At 64.7% G+C, this 18,661-nt stretch carries 16 protein-coding genes; 8 read left to right on the top strand and 8 right to left on the bottom strand.

All coding sequences use genetic code 11. The annotated features are described in order from the left end of the window. Positions 1-246: 246 nt before the first annotated feature. Positions 247-1,953 carry a D-lactate dehydrogenase gene (dld, locus tag BLIN9172_RS14570; RefSeq protein ID WP_101555677.1) on the top strand — a complete coding sequence of 569 codons (1,707 nt, stop codon included), beginning with the start codon at positions 247-249 and terminating at the stop codon, positions 1,951-1,953. A gap of 125 nt (positions 1,954-2,078) precedes the next feature. Here dld and BLIN9172_RS14565 read toward each other — a convergent pair whose 3' ends face one another. The 3 genes from BLIN9172_RS14565 to BLIN9172_RS14555 form a co-directional block, all read right to left on the bottom strand. Next, a complete protein-coding gene (locus tag BLIN9172_RS14565; RefSeq protein ID WP_101555676.1) occupies positions 2,079-2,654 on the bottom strand; it encodes a hypothetical protein in 576 nt (191 codons plus the stop codon). Continuing rightward, positions 2,651-2,863 (bottom strand): helix-turn-helix transcriptional regulator, encoded by a 213-nt coding sequence (locus BLIN9172_RS14560; RefSeq protein WP_101555675.1) that lies wholly within the window; start codon positions 2,861-2,863, stop codon positions 2,651-2,653. The genes BLIN9172_RS14565 and BLIN9172_RS14560 overlap by 4 nt, the downstream gene beginning before the upstream one ends. Before the next feature lie 564 nt (positions 2,864-3,427). After that, the gene (locus BLIN9172_RS14555) at positions 3,428-4,669 is read right to left on the bottom strand and encodes an MFS transporter (protein WP_101555674.1); all 1,242 of its coding nucleotides are present in this window, start codon (positions 4,667-4,669) and stop codon (positions 3,428-3,430) included. A gap of 322 nt (positions 4,670-4,991) precedes the next feature. Between BLIN9172_RS14555 and BLIN9172_RS14550 the strand changes: the two genes are divergently transcribed. Beyond that, positions 4,992-6,035: an LCP family protein gene (locus BLIN9172_RS14550; RefSeq protein WP_101555673.1), complete on the top strand. Its 1,044-nt coding sequence runs from the start codon at positions 4,992-4,994 to the stop codon at positions 6,033-6,035. A gap of 175 nt (positions 6,036-6,210) precedes the next feature. Here BLIN9172_RS14550 and BLIN9172_RS14545 read toward each other — a convergent pair whose 3' ends face one another. The 4 genes from BLIN9172_RS14545 to BLIN9172_RS14530 form a co-directional block, all read right to left on the bottom strand. After that, positions 6,211-6,681 (bottom strand): hypothetical protein, encoded by a 471-nt coding sequence (locus BLIN9172_RS14545; protein ID WP_101555672.1) that lies wholly within the window; start codon positions 6,679-6,681, stop codon positions 6,211-6,213. 610 nt (positions 6,682-7,291) lie between these two features. Then, entirely contained in the window at positions 7,292-8,932 is a 1,641-nt protein-coding gene (gene pgm, locus BLIN9172_RS14540; protein WP_101555671.1) for a phosphoglucomutase (alpha-D-glucose-1,6-bisphosphate-dependent), read from the bottom strand. Between the two features lie 119 nt (positions 8,933-9,051). After that, entirely contained in the window at positions 9,052-9,348 is a 297-nt protein-coding gene (locus BLIN9172_RS14535; RefSeq protein WP_101555670.1) for a hypothetical protein, read from the bottom strand. Positions 9,349-9,581: 233 nt separating this feature from the next. After that, positions 9,582-9,911 carry a rhodanese-like domain-containing protein gene (locus BLIN9172_RS14530; RefSeq protein ID WP_101555669.1) on the bottom strand — a complete coding sequence of 110 codons (330 nt, stop codon included), beginning with the start codon at positions 9,909-9,911 and terminating at the stop codon, positions 9,582-9,584. Between the two features lie 346 nt (positions 9,912-10,257). On the opposite strand from BLIN9172_RS14530, the gene BLIN9172_RS18765 reads away from it, so the two are divergent. The 6 genes from BLIN9172_RS18765 to BLIN9172_RS14500 all read left to right on the top strand — a co-directional run bounded on the left by BLIN9172_RS18765 (position 10,258) and on the right by BLIN9172_RS14500 (position 16,011). Beyond that, on the top strand, positions 10,258-11,298 hold the full coding sequence (locus BLIN9172_RS18765) for a pyridoxamine 5'-phosphate oxidase family protein (RefSeq protein ID WP_308297973.1): 1,041 nt from the start codon (positions 10,258-10,260) through the stop codon (positions 11,296-11,298). 280 nt (positions 11,299-11,578) lie between these two features. Next, positions 11,579-12,364, top strand: coding sequence for an acetoin reductase (locus BLIN9172_RS14520; RefSeq protein ID WP_101555668.1), 786 nt, complete (start codon positions 11,579-11,581; stop codon positions 12,362-12,364). Positions 12,365-12,574: 210 nt separating this feature from the next. Then, positions 12,575-13,879: an FAD-dependent oxidoreductase gene (locus BLIN9172_RS14515; RefSeq protein WP_101555679.1), complete on the top strand. Its 1,305-nt coding sequence runs from the start codon at positions 12,575-12,577 to the stop codon at positions 13,877-13,879. Positions 13,880-13,950: 71 nt separating this feature from the next. Then, on the top strand, positions 13,951-14,808 hold the full coding sequence (locus tag BLIN9172_RS14510; protein ID WP_101555667.1) for an ABC transporter permease: 858 nt from the start codon (positions 13,951-13,953) through the stop codon (positions 14,806-14,808). Continuing rightward, positions 14,801-15,616 carry an ABC transporter ATP-binding protein gene (locus tag BLIN9172_RS14505; RefSeq protein WP_101555666.1) on the top strand — a complete coding sequence of 272 codons (816 nt, stop codon included), beginning with the start codon at positions 14,801-14,803 and terminating at the stop codon, positions 15,614-15,616. The genes BLIN9172_RS14510 and BLIN9172_RS14505 overlap by 8 nt, the downstream gene beginning before the upstream one ends. A gap of 50 nt (positions 15,617-15,666) precedes the next feature. Further along, positions 15,667-16,011: a hypothetical protein gene (locus tag BLIN9172_RS14500; RefSeq protein ID WP_101555665.1), complete on the top strand. Its 345-nt coding sequence runs from the start codon at positions 15,667-15,669 to the stop codon at positions 16,009-16,011. An 81-nt stretch (positions 16,012-16,092) separates the two neighbouring features. Here BLIN9172_RS14500 and BLIN9172_RS14495 read toward each other — a convergent pair whose 3' ends face one another. Beyond that, positions 16,093-18,621: an excinuclease ABC subunit UvrA gene (locus BLIN9172_RS14495; RefSeq protein WP_101555664.1), complete on the bottom strand. Its 2,529-nt coding sequence runs from the start codon at positions 18,619-18,621 to the stop codon at positions 16,093-16,095. Positions 18,622-18,661: the final 40 nt, after the last annotated feature.

Raw genomic sequence — 18,661 nt, 5'->3', positions numbered from 1 at the left:
GCGGGTGGCCAGTGAAAGAGGTTCGGGCATGACCCGAAGTGTGCTTCATGGTGTCAGCAACGTCATGAGACATGGTGTCAGCAATGTGTTGAGACAGGTTGTAAGCAAGGTAGTGAGACAGCACAGCCCAGCAACCTGGCGCCAGGTTGCTGGGCCGCCGTCAGGTAGTTCTGAGAGGGGATGCGGAGTGCGAACCCAGACAGCTACCATGAGAACAACCGTCGCCTACCGATAGGGATCGACCATATGCCCGGCAAGACAAATCACCAGTCCCCAGCCGTCAACGCGTTCATCGACATCATGGGCCCGCGCCACGTCCTCACCTCCGCGCGAGCGACCGCACCGTACGCCAAGGGCAACCGCTTCGGCGGCGGCAATGTGCTGGCCGTGCTGCGACCGGGCAGCCTTGTCGACATGTGGCGGGCACTGCAGGTCTGCGTCGACAATGACCTCATCGTCATTCCGCAGTCGGCCAACACCGGCCTGACCGGCGGCTCCGGCCCCGGTGCGCAGGACTACGATCGTCCGATCGTCATCATCTCCACCCTGCGGATCAACGAGATCTATCTCATCAACGACGCCCGCGAAGCGATCTGCCTGGCCGGGTCGACCTTGTACGAACTCGACGAGGCGCTCGCCCCGTTCCACCGCGAACCCCACTCGGTCATCGGCTCATCGTCGATCGGCGCCTCCGTCATCGGCGGCATCGCCAACAACTCCGGCGGCTCCCAGATCCGCAAGGGCCCGGCGTTCACGAAGCACGCGATCTTCGCCCGCGTCAACGAGGAGGGGCGACTCGAGCTCGTCAACCACCTCGGCGTGGAGCTCGGCGACGACCCCGCCCACATCCTCGACAAACTCCAGCGCGGAGACTGGGACCCTGCGGGGGTCACGCCCGCCCCGGAGGACACGACGGAGACCGAATACGGGGAGCGAGTCCGCAAGATCGTCGACTCGCCGGCCCGGTTCAACGCGAACTCCGACTACTTGTACGAGGCCTCCGGTTCGGCCGGCAAGCTCATGGTCTTCGCCGTGCGCACCCGCACCTTCCCGAAGGAAGAGGGAGCGACGACGTTCTACGTCGGTACGAATTCCCCCGCCGAGCTCGAAGACCTGCGACGGGCGATACTGACCTCGGAGATGCCGTTGCCGATCTCGGGCGAATACATGGGCCGCCCCTCATTCGACCTCGCCGAGAAGTACGGCAAGGACACATTCGTCTCGATCAAGCACGCCGGCAGCCGCGAGCAGATCAAGCTGTTCGCGCTGAAGAACTGGGCCAACGGCGTGTTCGCGAAGCTGCCGTTCTTCGGCGAGACCGTCGCCGACACGATCGCGCAGAACGCGTTCGGCCTGCTCCCGCAGCAGCTGCCCACGCGGATGCTCGAGTACCGCGACCGCTTCGAGCATCATCTTCTCCTCGTCGTCAGTGCCGAGGAGAAGAACCGGATGGGTGCGTTCCTCGACGACTTCTTCGCCGAGGCGGCCCACCACGGTGACTATTTCGTGTGCAGCGCCGATGAAGCTCAGTCCGCGATGTTGCACCGCTTCGGTGCCGCGAGTGCTGCGACCCGGTACTTCAACCTCAACCGTGAGGACTCCTCGGACATGATCACCTTCGACGTGGCGCTGCGCCGCGACGATGAGGACTGGCTCGAGGTGCTGCCCGACGAGATCGCCGACCAGCTGCACATCAGCTCCTACTACGGGCACTTCTTCTGCCACGTCCTCCACCAGGACCACGTGGCGAAGAAGGGCGTTGACCCGGTGGCGCTGAAGAAGCAGATGACCGAGCTGCTCGAGGCCCGGGGTGCGGCCGTTCCCGCCGAACACAATTACGGCAGGCTCTACCCCGTGCCGCCGAAGATGGAAGCGCACTTCAAAGAACTCGACCCGCACAACGTCTTCAACGCCGGAGTCGGCGAGACATCCGCGAAGAAGGACTGGGCTTAGATATCTCGGATCCCATCATCTTGGTGGACACTCAGCACTGGGACTGCAATAGCCCCCGTGATGTGGTCGATTTTTCAGACCAGGGATCATTCCGGGGCTTTCGCTCTCCAGTTTAGTGCAATGACTCAGTCCTCGTCCTCAATGTAGGCCGCGGCGGCCGCCTCGGCGCGGGCCTGCTTGATTTTGCGCACTCGGGAGATCGTCATGAGGGTCAGCGCGATGATGAAGCCGAACGCTGCGCCGATCGCGATGGAATAGGTGCTGGGGGGAGCACCTGGCATCGTTTGATTGCCCATTTCGACATCGATGAGCGGATAGCCCTCACTCATGTGGAAGACGATCGCACCGACCCACACGATCGCGAACACCGCTCCGACGATGTTGCCGACGATCAGCCGCCTCGGCGAAACACGGGCCATAGCCATGGAGAAGTCCACATTCTCGCGCTTGCAATACCCCGAGATGACACCGCTGGTCACGATGGATCCGAGGACGATCAACACACTCCACATTCCCGCGCCGAGTACGGCGAAGACGAGCGCAAGCGCGAAGAACACGTAGGTGGAGACCACGGCACCGAACGTATAGGCCCGCAGGATGATGTCCCGTTCGCGTTCATCGCCCATCGAGGGGTCGTCGAAACCGGCGATTCGATCGGCAAAAGCGTTGGGACGGTTCTTCCTGTCACTGACACTGTTCATGGCGATTCCTCCTGGAGCGAGAAGATCTCTTCTACTGTCGAGTCCAAGGCTCGGCTGATGCGCAGCGCCAGATACACGCTGGGGGCGTAGTCGCCGCGCTCGGTCGCGATGATCGTCTGCCGCGACACCCCGGTGAGCTGAGCCAACTGTGCCTGCGTCAGCCCCGCAGCCTTGCGAACCTGTTTGAGGTCCGAGGTCTGAACTTCCATGCCGTTCCTTGATGTCAACTTCTCTTTACATCTAAAAGTAAAACATGCTTGACATGTTTATGTCAATGATCTTTGACATCGCCGAGGTGGCTCGCAGTTTCGTTCGCAGGCGGGACCGATCGCGGGGTGGCGGAGCAGTGCAGTGAGCGAGCTTCGAGGCGGGATGGGTGCCGAGCTTTCTCGCCCCTCGACGCAAACATCAAAACACACTGTTGCAACGGGATGTTTTCGCGCCAAAGGTGAGGGATGTGCAAGTAACCGTGCGGTATAGGAATAGCGGGAGGGCGTAGCGCTAACGGTGAGGGACGCTGAGGCAGCGGGTGATCTCGACGCTGCCCAAAGCTGGTCTCGGTGCGGCCCGAATTCTGAGGGAGGTTTCTGTAGAAATCCTCGTCGGAAATCTACGTTTATCTACCGGGGAATTCTGCGCGGTAGGGTGCGTGCCGGCGACCAAACCCACACCACCCGTCGCCCTCACTGCAACCGCCGCGTCGGCCCGCCGCAACAACCACGCCGCCCTCGCCGCAACAACCGCGTCGCCCCACCGCGACAACCGCCGCCGTCTTACGCCTCCACAACCTTCTCGCGCCGGCGGTCCTTCTCCAGCCGCGCCTCGTGGCTCGACCGCGACGGGTTCAAAAGCTTCAGCAGCGACAGCGCGATGATCGCCCCCAGCACGGCGCAGCCGGCGGGCAGGAGCATCGCGGTCTTCGCATCGAAGGCGTCGATGATGTTGCCGGCGACCGCGGATCCGAAGGCGACGCCGAAGCCCAGCGAGGTGCCCAGCCAGGCGAACGCCTCGGTGAGCCTGCGCGGGGGAGCGAGCTGCTCGATGACCGAGTTCGCTCCGATGAGACTCGGAGCGATCGCGGATCCAACGACGATGAGGATCAGGCCGTAGGTGACCATCGAATCGGCCAGCAGCATCATGCTTGCCCCTACCGCCAGGCAGGACACGGCGACGCCGAAGCGGTGGTGCACCGGCGAATTCCAGTTCCTGGCCCCGTACAGCGCCCCGGAGATCAGGGATCCCAGTGCCAGGCATGACAACAGGACACCGGCCGAGGACTTCACACCGAGCTCGTCGGCGAAGGCGACGGCGATGACATCGATGGCGCCGAAGTTCACGCCGAGGAAGATGTTGACGACGATGATCGCGAAGATGCCCGGGTTCGAGAACACGTGGCCCTTCGCGTCGGTGGTCCGCTCCACCGGCGGGGGTTCGGTCGACTTCTGGATGTAGAGCAGCAGTGATCCGACGCCGACGGTGATCATCGAGAGGATGATTCCGGCCGGCGGCCATACGGCGGTCGCGAGCACCGTGGCCAGCACCGGCCCGGAGACGAACATCAGCTCATCGGCGACCGATTCCCACGAAAACGCGGTCTGCAGCTTCTTCGGGGTGTCGACGATATGCGACCAGCGCGAACGCACCAGCGAACCGACGGAGCCGACGGTGGCGCCGCCGATGCCGGCGAAGACGAAGACGAATCCCGTCCACCAGTCCTCGTACGCGGAGACGATGAGCAGGGCCAACGCGATGAGGTGGGTGATGACGATGGGCACCATGACCTTCGCCTGGCCGAGGCGGTCGACGAGGCGAGCGATCCCGGGGCCGGCAAGTGCCTGGACGATCATGTACACGGCGGAGACGATGCCCGCCATGCCGTATGACCCGGTCACGCCCTGGATGAAGAGGACGATGCCCAGCCCCAGCACCGCGATGGGCATCCGGGCGACGAGACCGGCCAAGGAGAACTTGAGAGCACCGGGAAGCGACAGAATCTCCCGATAGTTATTGAACACCAGGAAAGTCTATCCAGCCCTGACCCGGCCGACCATGCCGAGCCCGCGCAATTGCTGGTGAGTCGCCTCACCTCGGCGCCGGGATCATCCGTGGGTCACGAACGGATATCGGTCCCGGTCATCCCGGTCGGAACCGAATATCACAACGTCTGACAAGGCAGAACACCTCGCCGAGGCGGCCCTGCCCTGCCGTTCGCCCGCGCGCTTACGCGCGGGGTGCGCCGCGCGGCTGAGAATTGGGTCACCTCGGTCGCTATACAATGGGCGGGATTGCCCAGTGACCCCGGCGCCCGGCGCCGACAGCTCAAACCCCGGAGTGCCGATGACGGATAACACCACTTTCGACGATCTCTTCGACCACCAGAATGAGGAACAGCAGCGCCCACGCAAGAAGAAGCGCGTGTGGCGCAAGGTCCTCGTCGCCCTGCTGATCATCGTCATCCTCGGCGTGCTCGGCATCGGACTCTACGTCTGGAGCGTCGGCCGGTCGTTCGACGAGAACGCGAACCAGCTCAGCGATGAGCAGGTCTTCGGCAAGGACAGCGCCGGCGGCAAGGAAGGCGACGGCACGAACATCCTGCTGTTGGGCTCGGATGAGCCGATGGGCAATGTCGACGTCAACGATTCTCGCGGGCTGCGCTCGGACACGATCATGGTCATGCATCTGCCCGAGTCCGGCGGCAACGTCCAGATCATGTCGATCCCGCGGGACACCTACGTCGACATCGAGGGCCACGGCAAGGCGAAGATCAACGCGGCCCTGTCCTACGGCGGTCTGCCGCTGGCCGTGTCGACGGTCTCGGACTTCATCGGCAGCGACCTCGATCACGTGGCGATCATCGATTTCGAGGGATTCAAGGCTCTGACCGACAGCCTCGGCGGGGTGACCGTGAATTCCGAGCAGGCGTTCGAGAAGAACGGCTACACGTTCACCAAGGGCGAGAACGTCCTCAACGGCGATGAGGCGCTGACCTTCGTGCGCGAGCGCAAGCAGTTCCAGGACGGCGACTTCCAGCGTGCGCGCAATCAGCAGGCGTTCATCCGCGGGCTGACGAACGAGATGATCTCGGCCGACACCCTGTCGAACCCGAAGAAGATCCAGGACATGGTCAAGAACTTCGCGCCGTACATGTACGTCGACTCGGGCCTGGACGCGAAGTACATCTCCTCGACCGCGTTCAATATGCGCGACGTCCGCCCCGGTGACATCGAGTTCTTCACCGCCCCCGTGGCCGGCGTCGGCACCTCCCCGGACGGTCAGTCGATCGTCAACGTCGACGAGCAGGAGCTGAAGAAGGTCCAGGACGCGTTCAAGAACGACACCGTGGCCGACTACGTGCAGAACGCCCCGGAGGCTCACCTCTAGAACCTCGCCGAGGCAGCTCGTCCCCGGGCGTCCCTCGCCGAGGCGGCCCACCGCAGCCGCAGACGCCGACGCCCAGCGTCGCTGGGTCACGCACCGAGCCCCGCACCAGGAAATTCCTGGTGCGGAGCTCGATGCATCTGCGGTTCCATGTATCTGCGGCTCGAGGGCCGGAGCTTCAGCCTTCGAAGTTGACCTTGTGCACCGCGTTGGGAGTGCCCCACTCGTCGTCAGGATCGACGACGGCTTCGGTGGGCATCCCAAGCCACATCTTCTCGCCGGTGACGGTGTTCTCGTAGTCGACGTAGGTAGTGCCGGCAGCGCCCTCTGCGCCGACGCGGTTCCAGTGGGTGGCTTCGTCGTCGCCGTGGGCCTTGAGCTTCGCGGCGACCTGGGATGAAGCGAAGGCCTCCACTCGGTCAGTATCGCCTTGTCCCCAGGCTCGGACGAGCTCGTCGGCGTAGGTGACCGGATCGGTCGGATAGTACACGGACTGCGTGCCGACATCGGAGTCAGTGGACTGGCTGGATGAGTCGGCCAGAGACGCGTCGGCGGCCATGGCCGGTCCTGCTGTGAGCCCGAGGCCGGCGAGTCCGGCGACGGTGGCGATTCCGATGGCTGCTGTGCGGTTGCGAATGGTGGACGTCATTGTGTCGATCCCTTCTGCTGTTCTGGCGCCTCTGCGAGGTCATTTCGGGGCGGCATGTCATCTGACGCAGAACAGTATTGCGATCGAATATGAGGCCGCGGCAACAGAGACTGAAAGCCGACTTGGAGCCGATTACGGCCGGAACACAGGAACGTTGCAGCTGTGCGGCGGTCGTTGTTACATGGTGAGTGCTCGACCGGTGAAGACAAGAAGTCGTGCAGATGAACCTTGTGGTCAGCGCTCTGTGCGGACGCTGCGGCCGGCGCAGCTCGCAGGCCCGGATCGGTGGTGGCCGGCGCGGCCATCCGGCTGGTGGCTCGCGTTTGTGCAACACTTCTGCTTGAGCAGCGATACGCGATCGTGACCCGCACCTGCCCACACGAAGCCGCGCACCTGCGTCCGCGCTCCCGCATCCGTGCTCGCTCCCGCGCACTTGCCCACACACGGAATCCCGCGCGCACGAATCTGCTCTCCCGCATCTGCGTGTTCGAAGTGTGGGTGCAGCGAATCAGATCCCTACGCCCACACTTCGAGCCCGCGGAAGCAGGCGTTCAGAGGCGACGCTGCGGGACTCGCCGCCTGAGCGGACTTCCGCAGCAACGCGCGGTCCTTACTCCAGCACCCCGTCGACGAGAGTTCGGGCGTCGTGCTGGACCTGGCGCAGGTGGTCCTCGTCGCGCAGGGACTCGGCGTAGATCTTGTAGACGTCTTCGGTGCCCGACGGCCGCACGGCGAACCATGCGTTGTCCATGGTGACCTTGAGTCCGCCGATCGGGGCGTTGTTGCCCGGCGCCGAGGTGAGCACCGCCTTCACGGGTTCACCGCCGACGGTCTTCGCGCCCACCTGAGAGGCATCGAGTGACCCCAGTCGTTCCTTCTGTGTGCGTGTCGCCGGGGCATCCTGGCGGGCGTAGGAGCTGGTGCCGTGATTCGCGGCCAGTCCCGCATAACGCTGCGAGGGAGTCTGTCCGGTCTTCGCAGTCATCTCGGCCGCGAGGAGGGCGAGGATGATGCCGTCCTTGTCCGTCGACCACACCCTGCCGTCGCGACGCAGGAACGATGCGCCGGCCGATTCTTCGCCTCCGAAAGCCAGAGTCGAGTCGAGCAGGCCGGGGACGAACCATTTGAAGCCGACGGGGACTTCGAACAGGGTGCGGTTGTGGGCCGCGACGATGCGGTCGACGATCGACGAGGTGACCAGCGTCTTGCCGATCGCGGCGCCGGTCGGCCAGTCGGTGCGGGAGTCGAGCAGGTAGTCGATGGCCGCGGCCAGATAGTGGTTGGGGTTCATCAGGCCGGCGTCGGGGGTGACGATGCCGTGACGGTCGGCGTCGGCATCATTGCCCGTGGCGATGTCGTAGTCGGCGCGGGAGGCGATGAGACCGGCCATCGCATAAGGCGAGGAGCAGTCCATGCGGATGTTCTCGTCCCAGTCCAGAGTCATGAATGACCAGGTGGGGTCGATGTCCGGGTGGACGACGTCGAGGTTGAGGTCGTAGTCCTCGGCGATCGCCGCCCAATAGTCGACGCTGGCTCCGCCGAGCGGGTCGGCGCCGATCTTCAGCCCGGAGGAGCGGATGACATCGAGGTCGATGACCGACTCGAGGTCGTCGACGTAATTCGAGACGTAGTCGAAGTTCTCGGTGTTCTCCAGGTGGAACGCCCGCTGGAAGACGGTGCGCGGAATCTTCTCCCAACCGTCGGTCAGGTACTGGTTCGCGCGTTCGGCGATCCATTTCGTCGTCTCGGTGCCGGCCGGTCCGCCGTGCGGCGGATTGTATTTGATGCCGCCGTCGGCAGGGGGGTTGTGGCTGGGAGTGACGATGATGCCGTCGGCCTGCGCGTCCTCGCGTGACTTCCCGGCGTTGAAGCCGAGGATCGCGTGGGAGACGGCAGGGGTCGGGGTGAAGCCGTCACGTTCGTCGATGAGCGCAGGAACCTCGGCGGCGGCGAGCACCTCGAGGACGGTGAGGAATGCGGGCTCACTCAGTGCGTGAGTGTCACGGCCGAGGAAGATCGGTCCGCGAATTCCTTTGTCTCGGCGGAAGTCGACGATGGCGGCGGTGATGGCCGCGATGTGCGCCTCGTTGAAGGACCGCTTGAAGCTCGAACCGCGGTGGCCCGAGGTCCCGAAGCTCACTGCTTGCGAAGGCACCGAGGGGTCGGGAACCAAGTCGTGATACGAATCGAGAAGGGCAGGGACGTCGACGAGATCCTTGTCCTGGGCCAACTGGCCGGCGCGTGTTGTCATTCTTCTACCTTGCCAAATCCGGGCCACCTGTCACAGTTGTGTCCACGGAGTTCTTGCATCGTGGACTCTGCAGGCATGACGGATCGGAATTCCATGACCGAGCCCGCGCTGCCGCAGACTCAGTCCGGCGGCTCCACGGAGTCGTCGTCCTCTTCCTTCGTGTCTCCACCGCTGATATCCCGGTCCTTGTCGGGGGAGGAGGCCCCTTCGGCTTTGGCCTGGGCTTCCTCAGGGTCCCGATCGATCGGAACATCGTGCTCGGCGGCGATGCGCTCGAGCCTGTCTTCAGGAGTCTGGGAACTGCCTTCGGCATCCGTATCGGGGCCGACTCCGACGGTTGAGCTCTCGATCTCCTGCTCGTCTTCGGTCTGCTGTTCTGCTGCGTTCTCCGGGAGGTTCATCTTCTCGTCACTCATGACTTCGGCTCCTTTCGGAGTTGAACACGCTCACCGCGTTCGACGGAGGGATGGGGATCACAAGAGGTATGGAAGTGATCCGTGGTCTCGACGGTAGACCCATCGTGGAAACGGGGCAAGGGGACTCGGTCTTGCGGCTCCTCCGGTCGACCTCGCGACGATGGGAGCGACTCTCGCGGATGGTGGGATCAATCCGCTGACTGCTGGCTGGCCGACTGTAGGTGGCTTTCTGCTCACTTCACCCAGGGCTCTTCGCCGGTCTCGGAGACGATCGGCTTGCCGTTGTCGAGGTTCCATGACCCCATGCCGCCGTCGACATTGAAGGCATCGAAGCCATTCTGGTTGAGCCAGGCGACCGCTCGGTTCGAGCGTCCGCCGGTGCGGCAGACGACGTACATGTCGTCGTCGAGAGGAAGGTCGTCGAGGCGGCCCGGCAGTTCACCCAGCGGCACGTGGATCGCGCCTTCGATGTGCCCAGCCTCCCACTCGTCGTTCTCACGGACGTCGATGATGGCGGCCCCTTCGGGGATGTCGTTGACGGTGACGGTCGTTTCTTCATCCATGACTTCAGTGTAGGCACGCAGACCCAGTGCTCGCACCTGCCCGAGAGGTCCGCACCCGCACGCGGCGCCGCACCTGCCCGAGGCTTCCGAAGCCGCGCCGCCTCGCGACCACGCTCGCGCCTGTGGCCACCCGCGTGTGCCCTGTCCGAGCAGTTCCGGACGTCGGGCGTCTCGGGTTCGATTCCAAGGGGGCTGTTGCCGAGCGGAGAGCCGTGTGAGAATGATCGTCCAGTCACTGATGCGCCTGTCGACCACGGCCCGCAGTACGGGCCACGGCCCGAGCGAGGGGACCGGCGCCCGCGTCAGCGACTGCAGTGCCAGGAACCGTCTGCGAAGGGAAATGGTCATGAACAACAGAGACAAGAGTGACGAGTCACCGGCCGAGAAGAAGGCCCGTGACGTCGCGGCGAAACTGGACGAGACGGCAGAGCCGATGGCCGGGACCTCGGACATGGAATCCCACGCCGCAGTCGGCTACACCGAGCAGAACGTTGAGGCACGTGCCCAGAATGCCGCCGAGGAAGAAGGCGTGACACTGCATCGCAATCCCGATGGCTCGCACACGGCGATCGACGAATCGAAAGCCGCCGAGGCGACCCCGAGCCCCGGAAGTGACAGCCCCGGAACCGAGAATTCAGGAACCGAGAGGTCCGGATCCTCCGGTGCCTCCGTCGCTCCGGGTATGGGTGCGGCGGTCGGCACCACGTCCGAACCTGATGACATCGACAGCGTGCCGGGGATGGGCAATGCGGTCGGCAGCACTGCGGAAGGCGGCGCCGCGAGCACGGCAGCTGCCGCCACCTCCGCCGGCAGCACCACCGCCGGCAACGCGTCAGCCACCGCCACTGACGACACGGAAGCCGGCCAAGTCTCGGACGCCGGCGACGGGCAGAAGCCCGCAGGCGAGGCGGCGACGGATGAGCTCGATCAGGCCGATGTCGTCAAGATCCTGCGCGGGGGTGATTCCGTCATGCTCTCGACCACGCTCGCCGACGGCAAGATCCTCGCCCACCCGATGGCACCTCAGGAGGTCACCGACGACGCCGACGTCTGGTTCTTCCTCGCCCTCGACGGCGACCAGGCGAAGGCGCTGAGAGCGAACCCCGAAGTCAATATCAACCTCGCCGAGGCGGGCAACTGGCTGTCGGTGGCCGGACGCGTCGAGTTCGTCGACGACGAGGCCAAGGTCGATGATCTGTGGTCGGATTCTGCCAAGGCGTGGTTCGATGACCGCCGGGACCCGAATCTCGGGCTCGTCAAGGTCATCACGCACTCCGCCCAGCACTGGGGTCTGCCCGGCGGAAAGGCATCGGGCCTGTTCCGCATGGTCAAGTCGAAGATCGCCGGCGACCGTCCCGCCGGCGGCACTAAGACCACGGAACTCTGAGCCTGAGGCCGCCCAGGACGACGAGGCGCCCGGGGAGATCCCGTTTCTCCCCGGGCGCCATGTCGTCGGCCCGGGCGTCCCATCCGCCTGCATCTTCGCCTGAAACCACGGCTCGGCCACGCCCGGGCTCGGCCTCGTCGTCCGCCTGTTTGCAGCGATGCACCTCTGCTGTGCAGACCCGCTCCTGTGCTGTCTCGCATCTCACTTGCCGACACGGGTTCAACCGCGTGAAGCGGCGTTACTATTGAGCTGTCAACGATTAGGGAGGAAGTGACAGACCATGGCTGACAACAAAGCAGCCCTCGTCACAGGAGCCGGCCAGGGAATCGGTCGTGCCATTGCGCTCAAACTGGCAGCAGATGGATTCGACGTCGCAGTTGCCGACCTCGGGTTCCAAGAGGAGAAGGCTCGCGCGGTGGTCAAGGAGATCGAGGATCTCGGTCGCAGAGCAATCTGGGTCGCGGCCGATGTCTCCAAGCGCGATGAAGTGTTCGCCGCAGTCGACGCCACGGCCGAACAGCTCGGCAGCTTCGACGTCATCGCCAACAACGCCGGCATCGTGCAGGTTGAGCCGGTCGACAAGATCACGACAGAGAACCTCGAGAAGATCTTCAGCATCAACGTCTACTCCGTGATCTACGGCATCCAGGCCGCCTCGGCGAAGTTCGAGGAGCTGGGCAAGGACAAGGGCAAGATCATCTCCGCTGGTTCGATCGCCGGCATCAAGGGCTTCCCGATTCTCGGCGCCTACTCGGCGACAAAGTTCGCCGTGCGCGGCATCACCCAGGTGGCCGCCCAGGAACTGGCTCCACGCAACATCACCGTCAACTCCTGGGCACCCGGCATCGTCGGCACCGGCATGTGGGACACCATCGACGAGGAGATGGGCAAGCTCAACGGCAAAGCCAAGGGCGAGAACCTCAAGGACAATGTCGAAGGCATAGCCCTGGGGCGTATCGAGACCCCGGAAGACGTTGCCGGAGTCGTGTCCTTCTTCGCCTCCGACAACGCCGACTACGTCACCGGTCAGACCCTGCTGGTCGACGGCGGCATGCTCTACAACTGACCGCTCGCGCGGGCCAACTGGTTGCGCTCGCCACACGGTGACCGTGCCGACCATCGGCAATGGGAGCGACGCGGTGAGGTGCCCGGGGAGATCACAATTCTCCCCGGGCACCACCCAACCGTCCGCGACCGCGCGCCCCGTCACCATCCGCCGATCGCCCAACCATCCCTCGGTCAGCGAATGCCCGACCCGAGCACTAGCATGGGAGACATGAGCAAGCGGATCGTCATCATCGGTGCAGGTTTGGCCGGCACGACTGCGGCGCGGGAGCTGAACACGCGCGGTCAGGCCGTCACCGTCATCGACCCCCGGGCCGGCGGGACGTGTGAGCGGCCGCCGCTGTCGAAGCACCTCTTCGACGGTTCCCGCCACCACCTGCCCTACCACCTCGAATCGACCGAGCACATCACCTTCGTCCGTGACCGGGCAGAGGAGATCACCCTCGCCGAGGCGGCCGCGGACTCCCGCTACACCGCTGAGACCCAGCGGCACCCCCACCCGTTGGCCGACCATCACGCCACCGTGGGGACCGTCCACTTGGCCTCGGGGGAGTCCATCGACTTCACCCACTGCATCCTCGCCACCGGGATGGAAGCGAACCGCCCGGAGGTTCCCGCCTACCCGGATGCGCTGCCGGTCTACGACTTCGGCGACGCCGAATGGATCCTCGCTCGGGTCGAAGAGGCCACACAGCCGCTCAACGTCGGAGTCCTCGGCTCCGGCTATCTCGGAATGGAGGTCGCCACCTCGGCGGTCGCGGCCGGGCACCGGGCCACGGTCTATCTGCGCGGAGGCGAACCGCTGCGCAAACAGCTGTCCGCGCCGGTCAGGCAGGCGCTGTTCGAAGCGCACAAGGCCGCAGGCGTCGAATTCGTCACCCACACGTCGAGCCCGGACGACATCGACGCAAATATTCACGATCTGTTCATCACCAGTGTCGGAGCCCGGCCCCGCCTCATTCCCATCGACGGCGATCGCCCCGCCGAGGCATGGGAGGTGAATGAGAGCTTGGCAACATCCCATCCCGGCATCTTCGCCGCCGGAGACTGCGCGATCGTCACCGCCGGACCCTACGCTCTCGACCATCCGTGGGCCTGCGAACCGGTGGCCGAAAGCCATGGGAAGTTCCTCGCCGAATACCTCACCACCATCGCCGACGAGCCCTCAGGCACCAGCGAGGACGCTCCCGCCGACAACCCGGCAGACACGGCGGCGAAGATCTGGTCGGAGGTGCCCTGGCACTGGAGCTTCCAAGGCCCGGAGAAGGTGTTCACGGCGGGCCTGACGAGCCCCGACGCCGACGACACGATCATCCGATATGACCCCAGTGGAGCGAAGTTCCAGGTCTTCCACTTCGACGGACCCGACCCGGAGTCGTCGCTCATCGGTGTCGAGACGTTCAACTGGCCGCCGATGCAGGCGGCCGCCCGACGGGTACTCGGCGGTAATCACATTCCGACGAGGGCCCAGATCGCCGACCCCGACTTCGACTTCAAGGCTCACAGCCGACTGTGAGTCTGCGCTAGTCTCATCCCGTAGACTCTTCCTGTTCTATCCCCAGTCGCCGACGAGAGAATTTTCTGTTCATGGATATGGCCAGGCTTGCTGCCGAGCACGGACTCGAGAGAGTGGGTGGACGGCCGTCTCTGCCCCAGTACGTCAAACAGCTTCTCAGCCGAAGCGACTTCACGTACACGCTTGCGAAGTATCGGATGCAGTCCGAGAACGAGCGCAACCGCCTCGGCATGGCCTGGGTGTTGCTGCGTCCGTCGTTCTCGGCGCTGATCTACGGCACGGTCTTCGGCTTCATCATGCGGGGCGCCACCGCCCGGCCCGACGATTTCGCCCCCTTCGTCATCATCGGCGTCTTCGTCCTCGAGTTCTTCAACAGCTCGATGAATGGCGGTGCGAAGTCGATCATCTCGAACGCGTCGCTCGTGCAATCTCTGCCGTTCCCGCGCATAGTTCTGCCGATTGCCAAGGTGTTCCAGAACCTGCTCGACTTCATTCCCACGCTCATCTTCATGGCGCTCATCGTCATCATCTTCGGTGCCAGGCCTGATTGGGACTGGTTCCTCTTCATCCCGCTGGTGTTCCTGTTCTGGGTCTTCAACCAGGGTGTGGCGTTCATCTTCGCCCGCGCAACGGTCCACTTCCGGGACCTGTCGCAGGTCACCCCGTTCATCTCCCGCATGATCTTCTACACCTCAGGTGTCTTCTTCGACCTCAAGGTCATGGTCGAGAAGATCAACCCGGCCCTGCAGCCCTTCGCCGATTGGCAGCCGATCAACAACGTGCTCTCGATCGCCCGCGGCATCCTCATGAAGGACGGCGTCGTCCCCTACGACTACTTCTGGCACCTGGCCATCTGGGCCTTCGGCATTTTCATCTTCGGCTTCATCTTCTTCTGGCAGGCCGAGGAAAGGTACGGTCGCGATGAGTGAGAACACCGAGCACGATTCCGGAAACGTCGCCGAGGCCACTCAGTCCAACGACCCCGTCGTCATCTGCGACAACGTTCACGTCCGCTACAAGACCTTGGCCACCGGCAAGAAGCTCAAGCTCGGCGGCGGCGGAGGCATGCTCAAACGTCAGCGCGGCCTCCGGGAGGTCCACGCGCTGAAGGGCGTGAGCTTCGTGGCCCACCGCAACGAGTCCATCGGCATCATCGGCAGCAACGGTTCCGGTAAGTCGACGCTCATGCGCTCGATCACCGGGCTGACCCCGACCTCCGAGGGAGCGATCTTTGCGAAGTCACGGCCGAACCTCCTCGGCGTCGGTGCCGCTCTGATCCCGGACCTCTCCGGTGCCCGCAACATCATTCTCGGGTCCCTGGCCCTGGGGCTCACCCGTCCCGAGATCGACGAGAAGTTCGATGACATCGTCGCGTTCACCGGTCTCGAGGATTTCATCGACCTGCCGATGCGCACGTACTCCTCGGGCATGTCCCAGCGGCTGAAGTTCGCCATTGCGACCTCGGTCCAGCACGAGATCCTCATCGTCGACGAGGCCCTCAACGTCGGCGACAAGAAGTTCCGGGACCGTTCCGAAGGCCGCATCCGCTCCATCCGCGAGAACGCCGGCACCGTCTTCCTCGTTTCGCATTCGATGCGCTCGATCAAGGACACCTGCAATCGTGCCCTGTGGATCGAGAAGGGCGAACTGCGTGCCGACGGCCCGGCCCTCGAGGTCATCAGGGAATATCAGGCCTTCAACAAGGTGGCGAAGGAAGCGGAGCAGGAGCCGAGCTGAGGCACCGCACCCCCTAGCCGCGCCCCGTCTCGCTCGGTACATTCGGGGACATGGACAACAGTTCACGCGAACCGATCGAGTCGCGGCGCATCAGTGATCAGCCTTCGCTGCGCAGTTCGTCGGGCACCATCTGGATCGTGGCCGGTGGGATCTTCCTCGTCGTCATCGTCGGCGTGCTCGCAGTGATCATTTTCTCCGGCGGTCCGGCGGTACCCACAGCGATCACCACGCTCGTCATCGCCGTGGTGTTCTACCTCGTCCTGCTCATCGCCCGGTTCACCGTTCGGCCGGGCAGAGCGCGTCTGTGGGTCATGGCCGCAGCGATGATCGGCATGGCGGTTGCCTCGCTCGTCGGGCTCGTCCTGTGCGTGGGCGCTGCCGCCGGCGGAGCCTGACCGGGATTCTCCCCGCGACGTGGACGCGGGGCCGAACCCGACGTCGGAGGGTTCCCTCAGCGGTGGCCTGGTGGCGATGCTCTATTCGGCGGAGTCAGGTTGCAGGTGGGCTCTGAGGTACTCACCGGTCACGCTGTGTGCGGCGTCCGCGACCTGCCCCGGAGTTCCCGTCGCCACGATCCGACCGCCGTCGTGACCGCCGCCGGGGCCGAGGTCGATGATCCAGTCGGCGTTGGCGATCATGTCGAGGTCGTGTTCGATGACGAGGACCGTTCCACCCTGATCGAGCAGCTGCTGGAAGACGCCGACGAGCACACGGACATCCTCGGGGTGCAGCCCGACGGTCGGTTCGTCGAAGACGAAGAGCGTGTGCTGCTGCGACTTCCCGAGTTCGGTGGCGAGCTTGAGCCGTTGGGCCTCACCGCCGGACAGTGCCGGGGTCGCCTCGTGGAGGGTGAGGTACCCGAGCCCCACATCCTGCAGGGCCCGCAGCCGGGCATGGACCTTGCGTATGTCGCCGAGGTGGGGCAGCGCCTCGGCGACGGTCATCGCCAACAGATCCGGCAGTGACAGCGGCCGGCCGTCGGCATCCGAGGCACGACAGTGCTCATCCGCATCGGGACTGAACCGTCGCCCTTCGCAGTCGGGGCAGGGGATGTCGACATCGGGGAGGAACTGGACGTCGAGCGTGATCTCGCCGGTTCCCTCGCATTTCGGGCAGCGCAGCGTACCCGTGTTGTAGGAGAAGTCTCCGGCTTTGAGTCCCGCATTCTTCGCCGAATCGAGTCGCGCGTACGTACGCCGGAGGTCGTCGAGGACGCCAGAATAGGTCGCCACGGTCGATCGGACATTGATGCCGATCGGGGTGGCGTCGACGACGTTGACCCGATCGATCCCCTCGGCGTCGATCTCACGCACATGATCGGGTCGCGAACGGTCGTCCGCGGCCTTGAGCGCGGGAACGAGGCTGTCGAGGACAAGGGTGGTCTTGCCTGATCCGGACACACCAGTGACGACGGTCAGCCGCTGCCTGGGGATCTCCGCGTCGAGGGTATGGACCGTGTGGATCGGTGCGGTACGCAGCCGGATCCGACCGTGTTCGAAGGTCGCCGAGGCGGCCGTGGGAGTGCGCACGAGGGTTTCGGCGCGTCCGGTGAGGTAGGGGCCGATGCGAGATTCGCGGTGGCTGTCGAGGCCGGCGACGGTGCCGGTGGCCACGACCGTGCCGCCGTCGCGGCCGGACCCGGGGCCGATCTCGATGAGATGGTCGGCTTCGCGGAGGACGAGCGGGTCGTGGTCGACCATAACCACGGAGTTGCCCTCGTCGAGGAGGTCGGTGATCACGCCCTGCAGTCCCTTGATATTCGAGGGGTGGAGCCCGATCGAGGGTTCGTCGAGGACGTAGAGGACCCCGGTGGTCTCATTGCGAACCGCGCGGGAGAGCTGGACTCTCTGGCGTTCACCGGTCGACAGGGAGGACCCGGCCCGGTCGAGTCCGAGATACCCGAGGCCGAGATCGAGCAGACGGCGGGCCATGCCGAGCAGTGTGTCCACCAGGGCACGGGCCATCGGCTGCATCGGAGTCGGGAGTCCGTCGGGCACATCTGCCGCCCAGTCGACGAGTTCGTCGAGTGTCATCGCGGTCGCCTCGGCGAGGCCGAGTTCACCGATGCGAGGTGCCCGGGCGGTCTGGGAGAGGCGAGTGCCGTGGCAGTCGGGGCAGACCCGTTCGGAGAGGAACCGGCTGACGCGGGCGAAGCGTTTCTCGTTGTCGGCGCGTTTGAGCTCTTCGGTCACCGTCAGGCGGGCGTTGCGGAAAGTGAAGTCGAGATCGTGCAGTCCCTTCTTCGAAGTGACCGTGATGTGCTTCTTCTCTTCGGGACCGGTGAAGACGATGTCATGTTCCCAGTCCTCCAGGTCACGCCAGGGCATGTCGGTGCGGACGCCGAATTCGCGGGCGATCTGCGGTTGGACGTTGAAGCCGAACATCTGCCAGGGGATGACGGTGCCGTCGTCGATCGACATGTCCGGGTCGCGGATGAGGGAGGCATCGTCGACCTCTCGGATCGTGCCGATGCCCTCGCAGCGGGGGCAGGCGCCACCGGAATTGAAGGCCAGCTCCTCGGCGCCGGGGGCTTGGACGGTCTCACCGCATTCGGGGCAGTCGAAGGGTTCTTCGGCAGCGACGTTGAGCGTCGGCTCCTGCCGGTGTCCGTTCGGGCAGAGGTGGGAAGCCAAGCGGGAGAACATCAGGCGGACGACGTTGAGCAGCTCGGTCGACGTGCCGAACGTCGAGCGCACGCCGGGGACTCCGGGGCGTTGCCGCAGAGCGAGAGCGGCGGGGATATGGCGGACGGTGTCGACATCGGCGCGGGCGGCTTGAGCCATGCGGCGACGAGTGTAGGTCGACAGCGCTTCGATATAGCGCCGAGAGCCTTCGGCGTAGAGGACGCCCATGGCCAGCGAAGACTTGCCCGACCCGGAGACCCCGGCGATGGCGACGAGGGTGTTCAGAGGCACGTCGATGTCGATGCCCTGCAGGTTGTGCACGCGGGCACCGCGGACCTCGACCGCCGTGGCTGGGGCTGAGTTCCGGGCTTCGGTCGACATATCGTGATCGTAACAACCGGGGATGACACGGAGAATGTCA

The sequence above is a fragment of the Brevibacterium linens ATCC 9172 genome, from assembly GCF_900169165.1.
Classification (GTDB): domain Bacteria; phylum Actinomycetota; class Actinomycetes; order Actinomycetales; family Brevibacteriaceae; genus Brevibacterium; species Brevibacterium linens.
Note: the sequence above shows the minus strand (reverse complement) of the source record. Positions and strands in the feature narration are given on the sequence as shown.

What these genes read in the sequence shown, in the direction of transcription:
- BLIN9172_RS14545 (WP_101555672.1), bottom strand. Translation starts at nt 6,681, where the DNA reads ATGACGTCCACCATTCGCAACCGCACAGCAGCCATCGGAATCGCCACC.
- BLIN9172_RS18765 (WP_308297973.1), top strand. Translation starts at nt 10,258, where the DNA reads ATGAACAACAGAGACAAGAGTGACGAGTCACCGGCCGAGAAGAAGGCC.
- BLIN9172_RS14510 (WP_101555667.1), top strand. Translation starts at nt 13,951, where the DNA reads ATGGATATGGCCAGGCTTGCTGCCGAGCACGGACTCGAGAGAGTGGGT.
- BLIN9172_RS14505 (WP_101555666.1), top strand. Translation starts at nt 14,801, where the DNA reads ATGAGTGAGAACACCGAGCACGATTCCGGAAACGTCGCCGAGGCCACT.
- BLIN9172_RS14530 (WP_101555669.1), bottom strand. Translation starts at nt 9,911, where the DNA reads ATGGATGAAGAAACGACCGTCACCGTCAACGACATCCCCGAAGGGGCC.
- BLIN9172_RS14560 (WP_101555675.1), bottom strand. Translation starts at nt 2,863, where the DNA reads ATGGAAGTTCAGACCTCGGACCTCAAACAGGTTCGCAAGGCTGCGGGG.
- BLIN9172_RS14515 (WP_101555679.1), top strand. Translation starts at nt 12,575, where the DNA reads ATGAGCAAGCGGATCGTCATCATCGGTGCAGGTTTGGCCGGCACGACT.
- BLIN9172_RS14535 (WP_101555670.1), bottom strand. Translation starts at nt 9,348, where the DNA reads ATGAGTGACGAGAAGATGAACCTCCCGGAGAACGCAGCAGAACAGCAG.
- BLIN9172_RS14520 (WP_101555668.1), top strand. Translation starts at nt 11,579, where the DNA reads ATGGCTGACAACAAAGCAGCCCTCGTCACAGGAGCCGGCCAGGGAATC.
- BLIN9172_RS14495 (WP_101555664.1), bottom strand. Translation starts at nt 18,621, where the DNA reads ATGTCGACCGAAGCCCGGAACTCAGCCCCAGCCACGGCGGTCGAGGTC.
- BLIN9172_RS14565 (WP_101555676.1), bottom strand. Translation starts at nt 2,654, where the DNA reads ATGAACAGTGTCAGTGACAGGAAGAACCGTCCCAACGCTTTTGCCGAT.
- pgm (WP_101555671.1), bottom strand. Translation starts at nt 8,932, where the DNA reads ATGACAACACGCGCCGGCCAGTTGGCCCAGGACAAGGATCTCGTCGAC.
- dld (WP_101555677.1), top strand. Translation starts at nt 247, where the DNA reads ATGCCCGGCAAGACAAATCACCAGTCCCCAGCCGTCAACGCGTTCATC.
- BLIN9172_RS14550 (WP_101555673.1), top strand. Translation starts at nt 4,992, where the DNA reads ATGACGGATAACACCACTTTCGACGATCTCTTCGACCACCAGAATGAG.
- BLIN9172_RS14500 (WP_101555665.1), top strand. Translation starts at nt 15,667, where the DNA reads ATGGACAACAGTTCACGCGAACCGATCGAGTCGCGGCGCATCAGTGAT.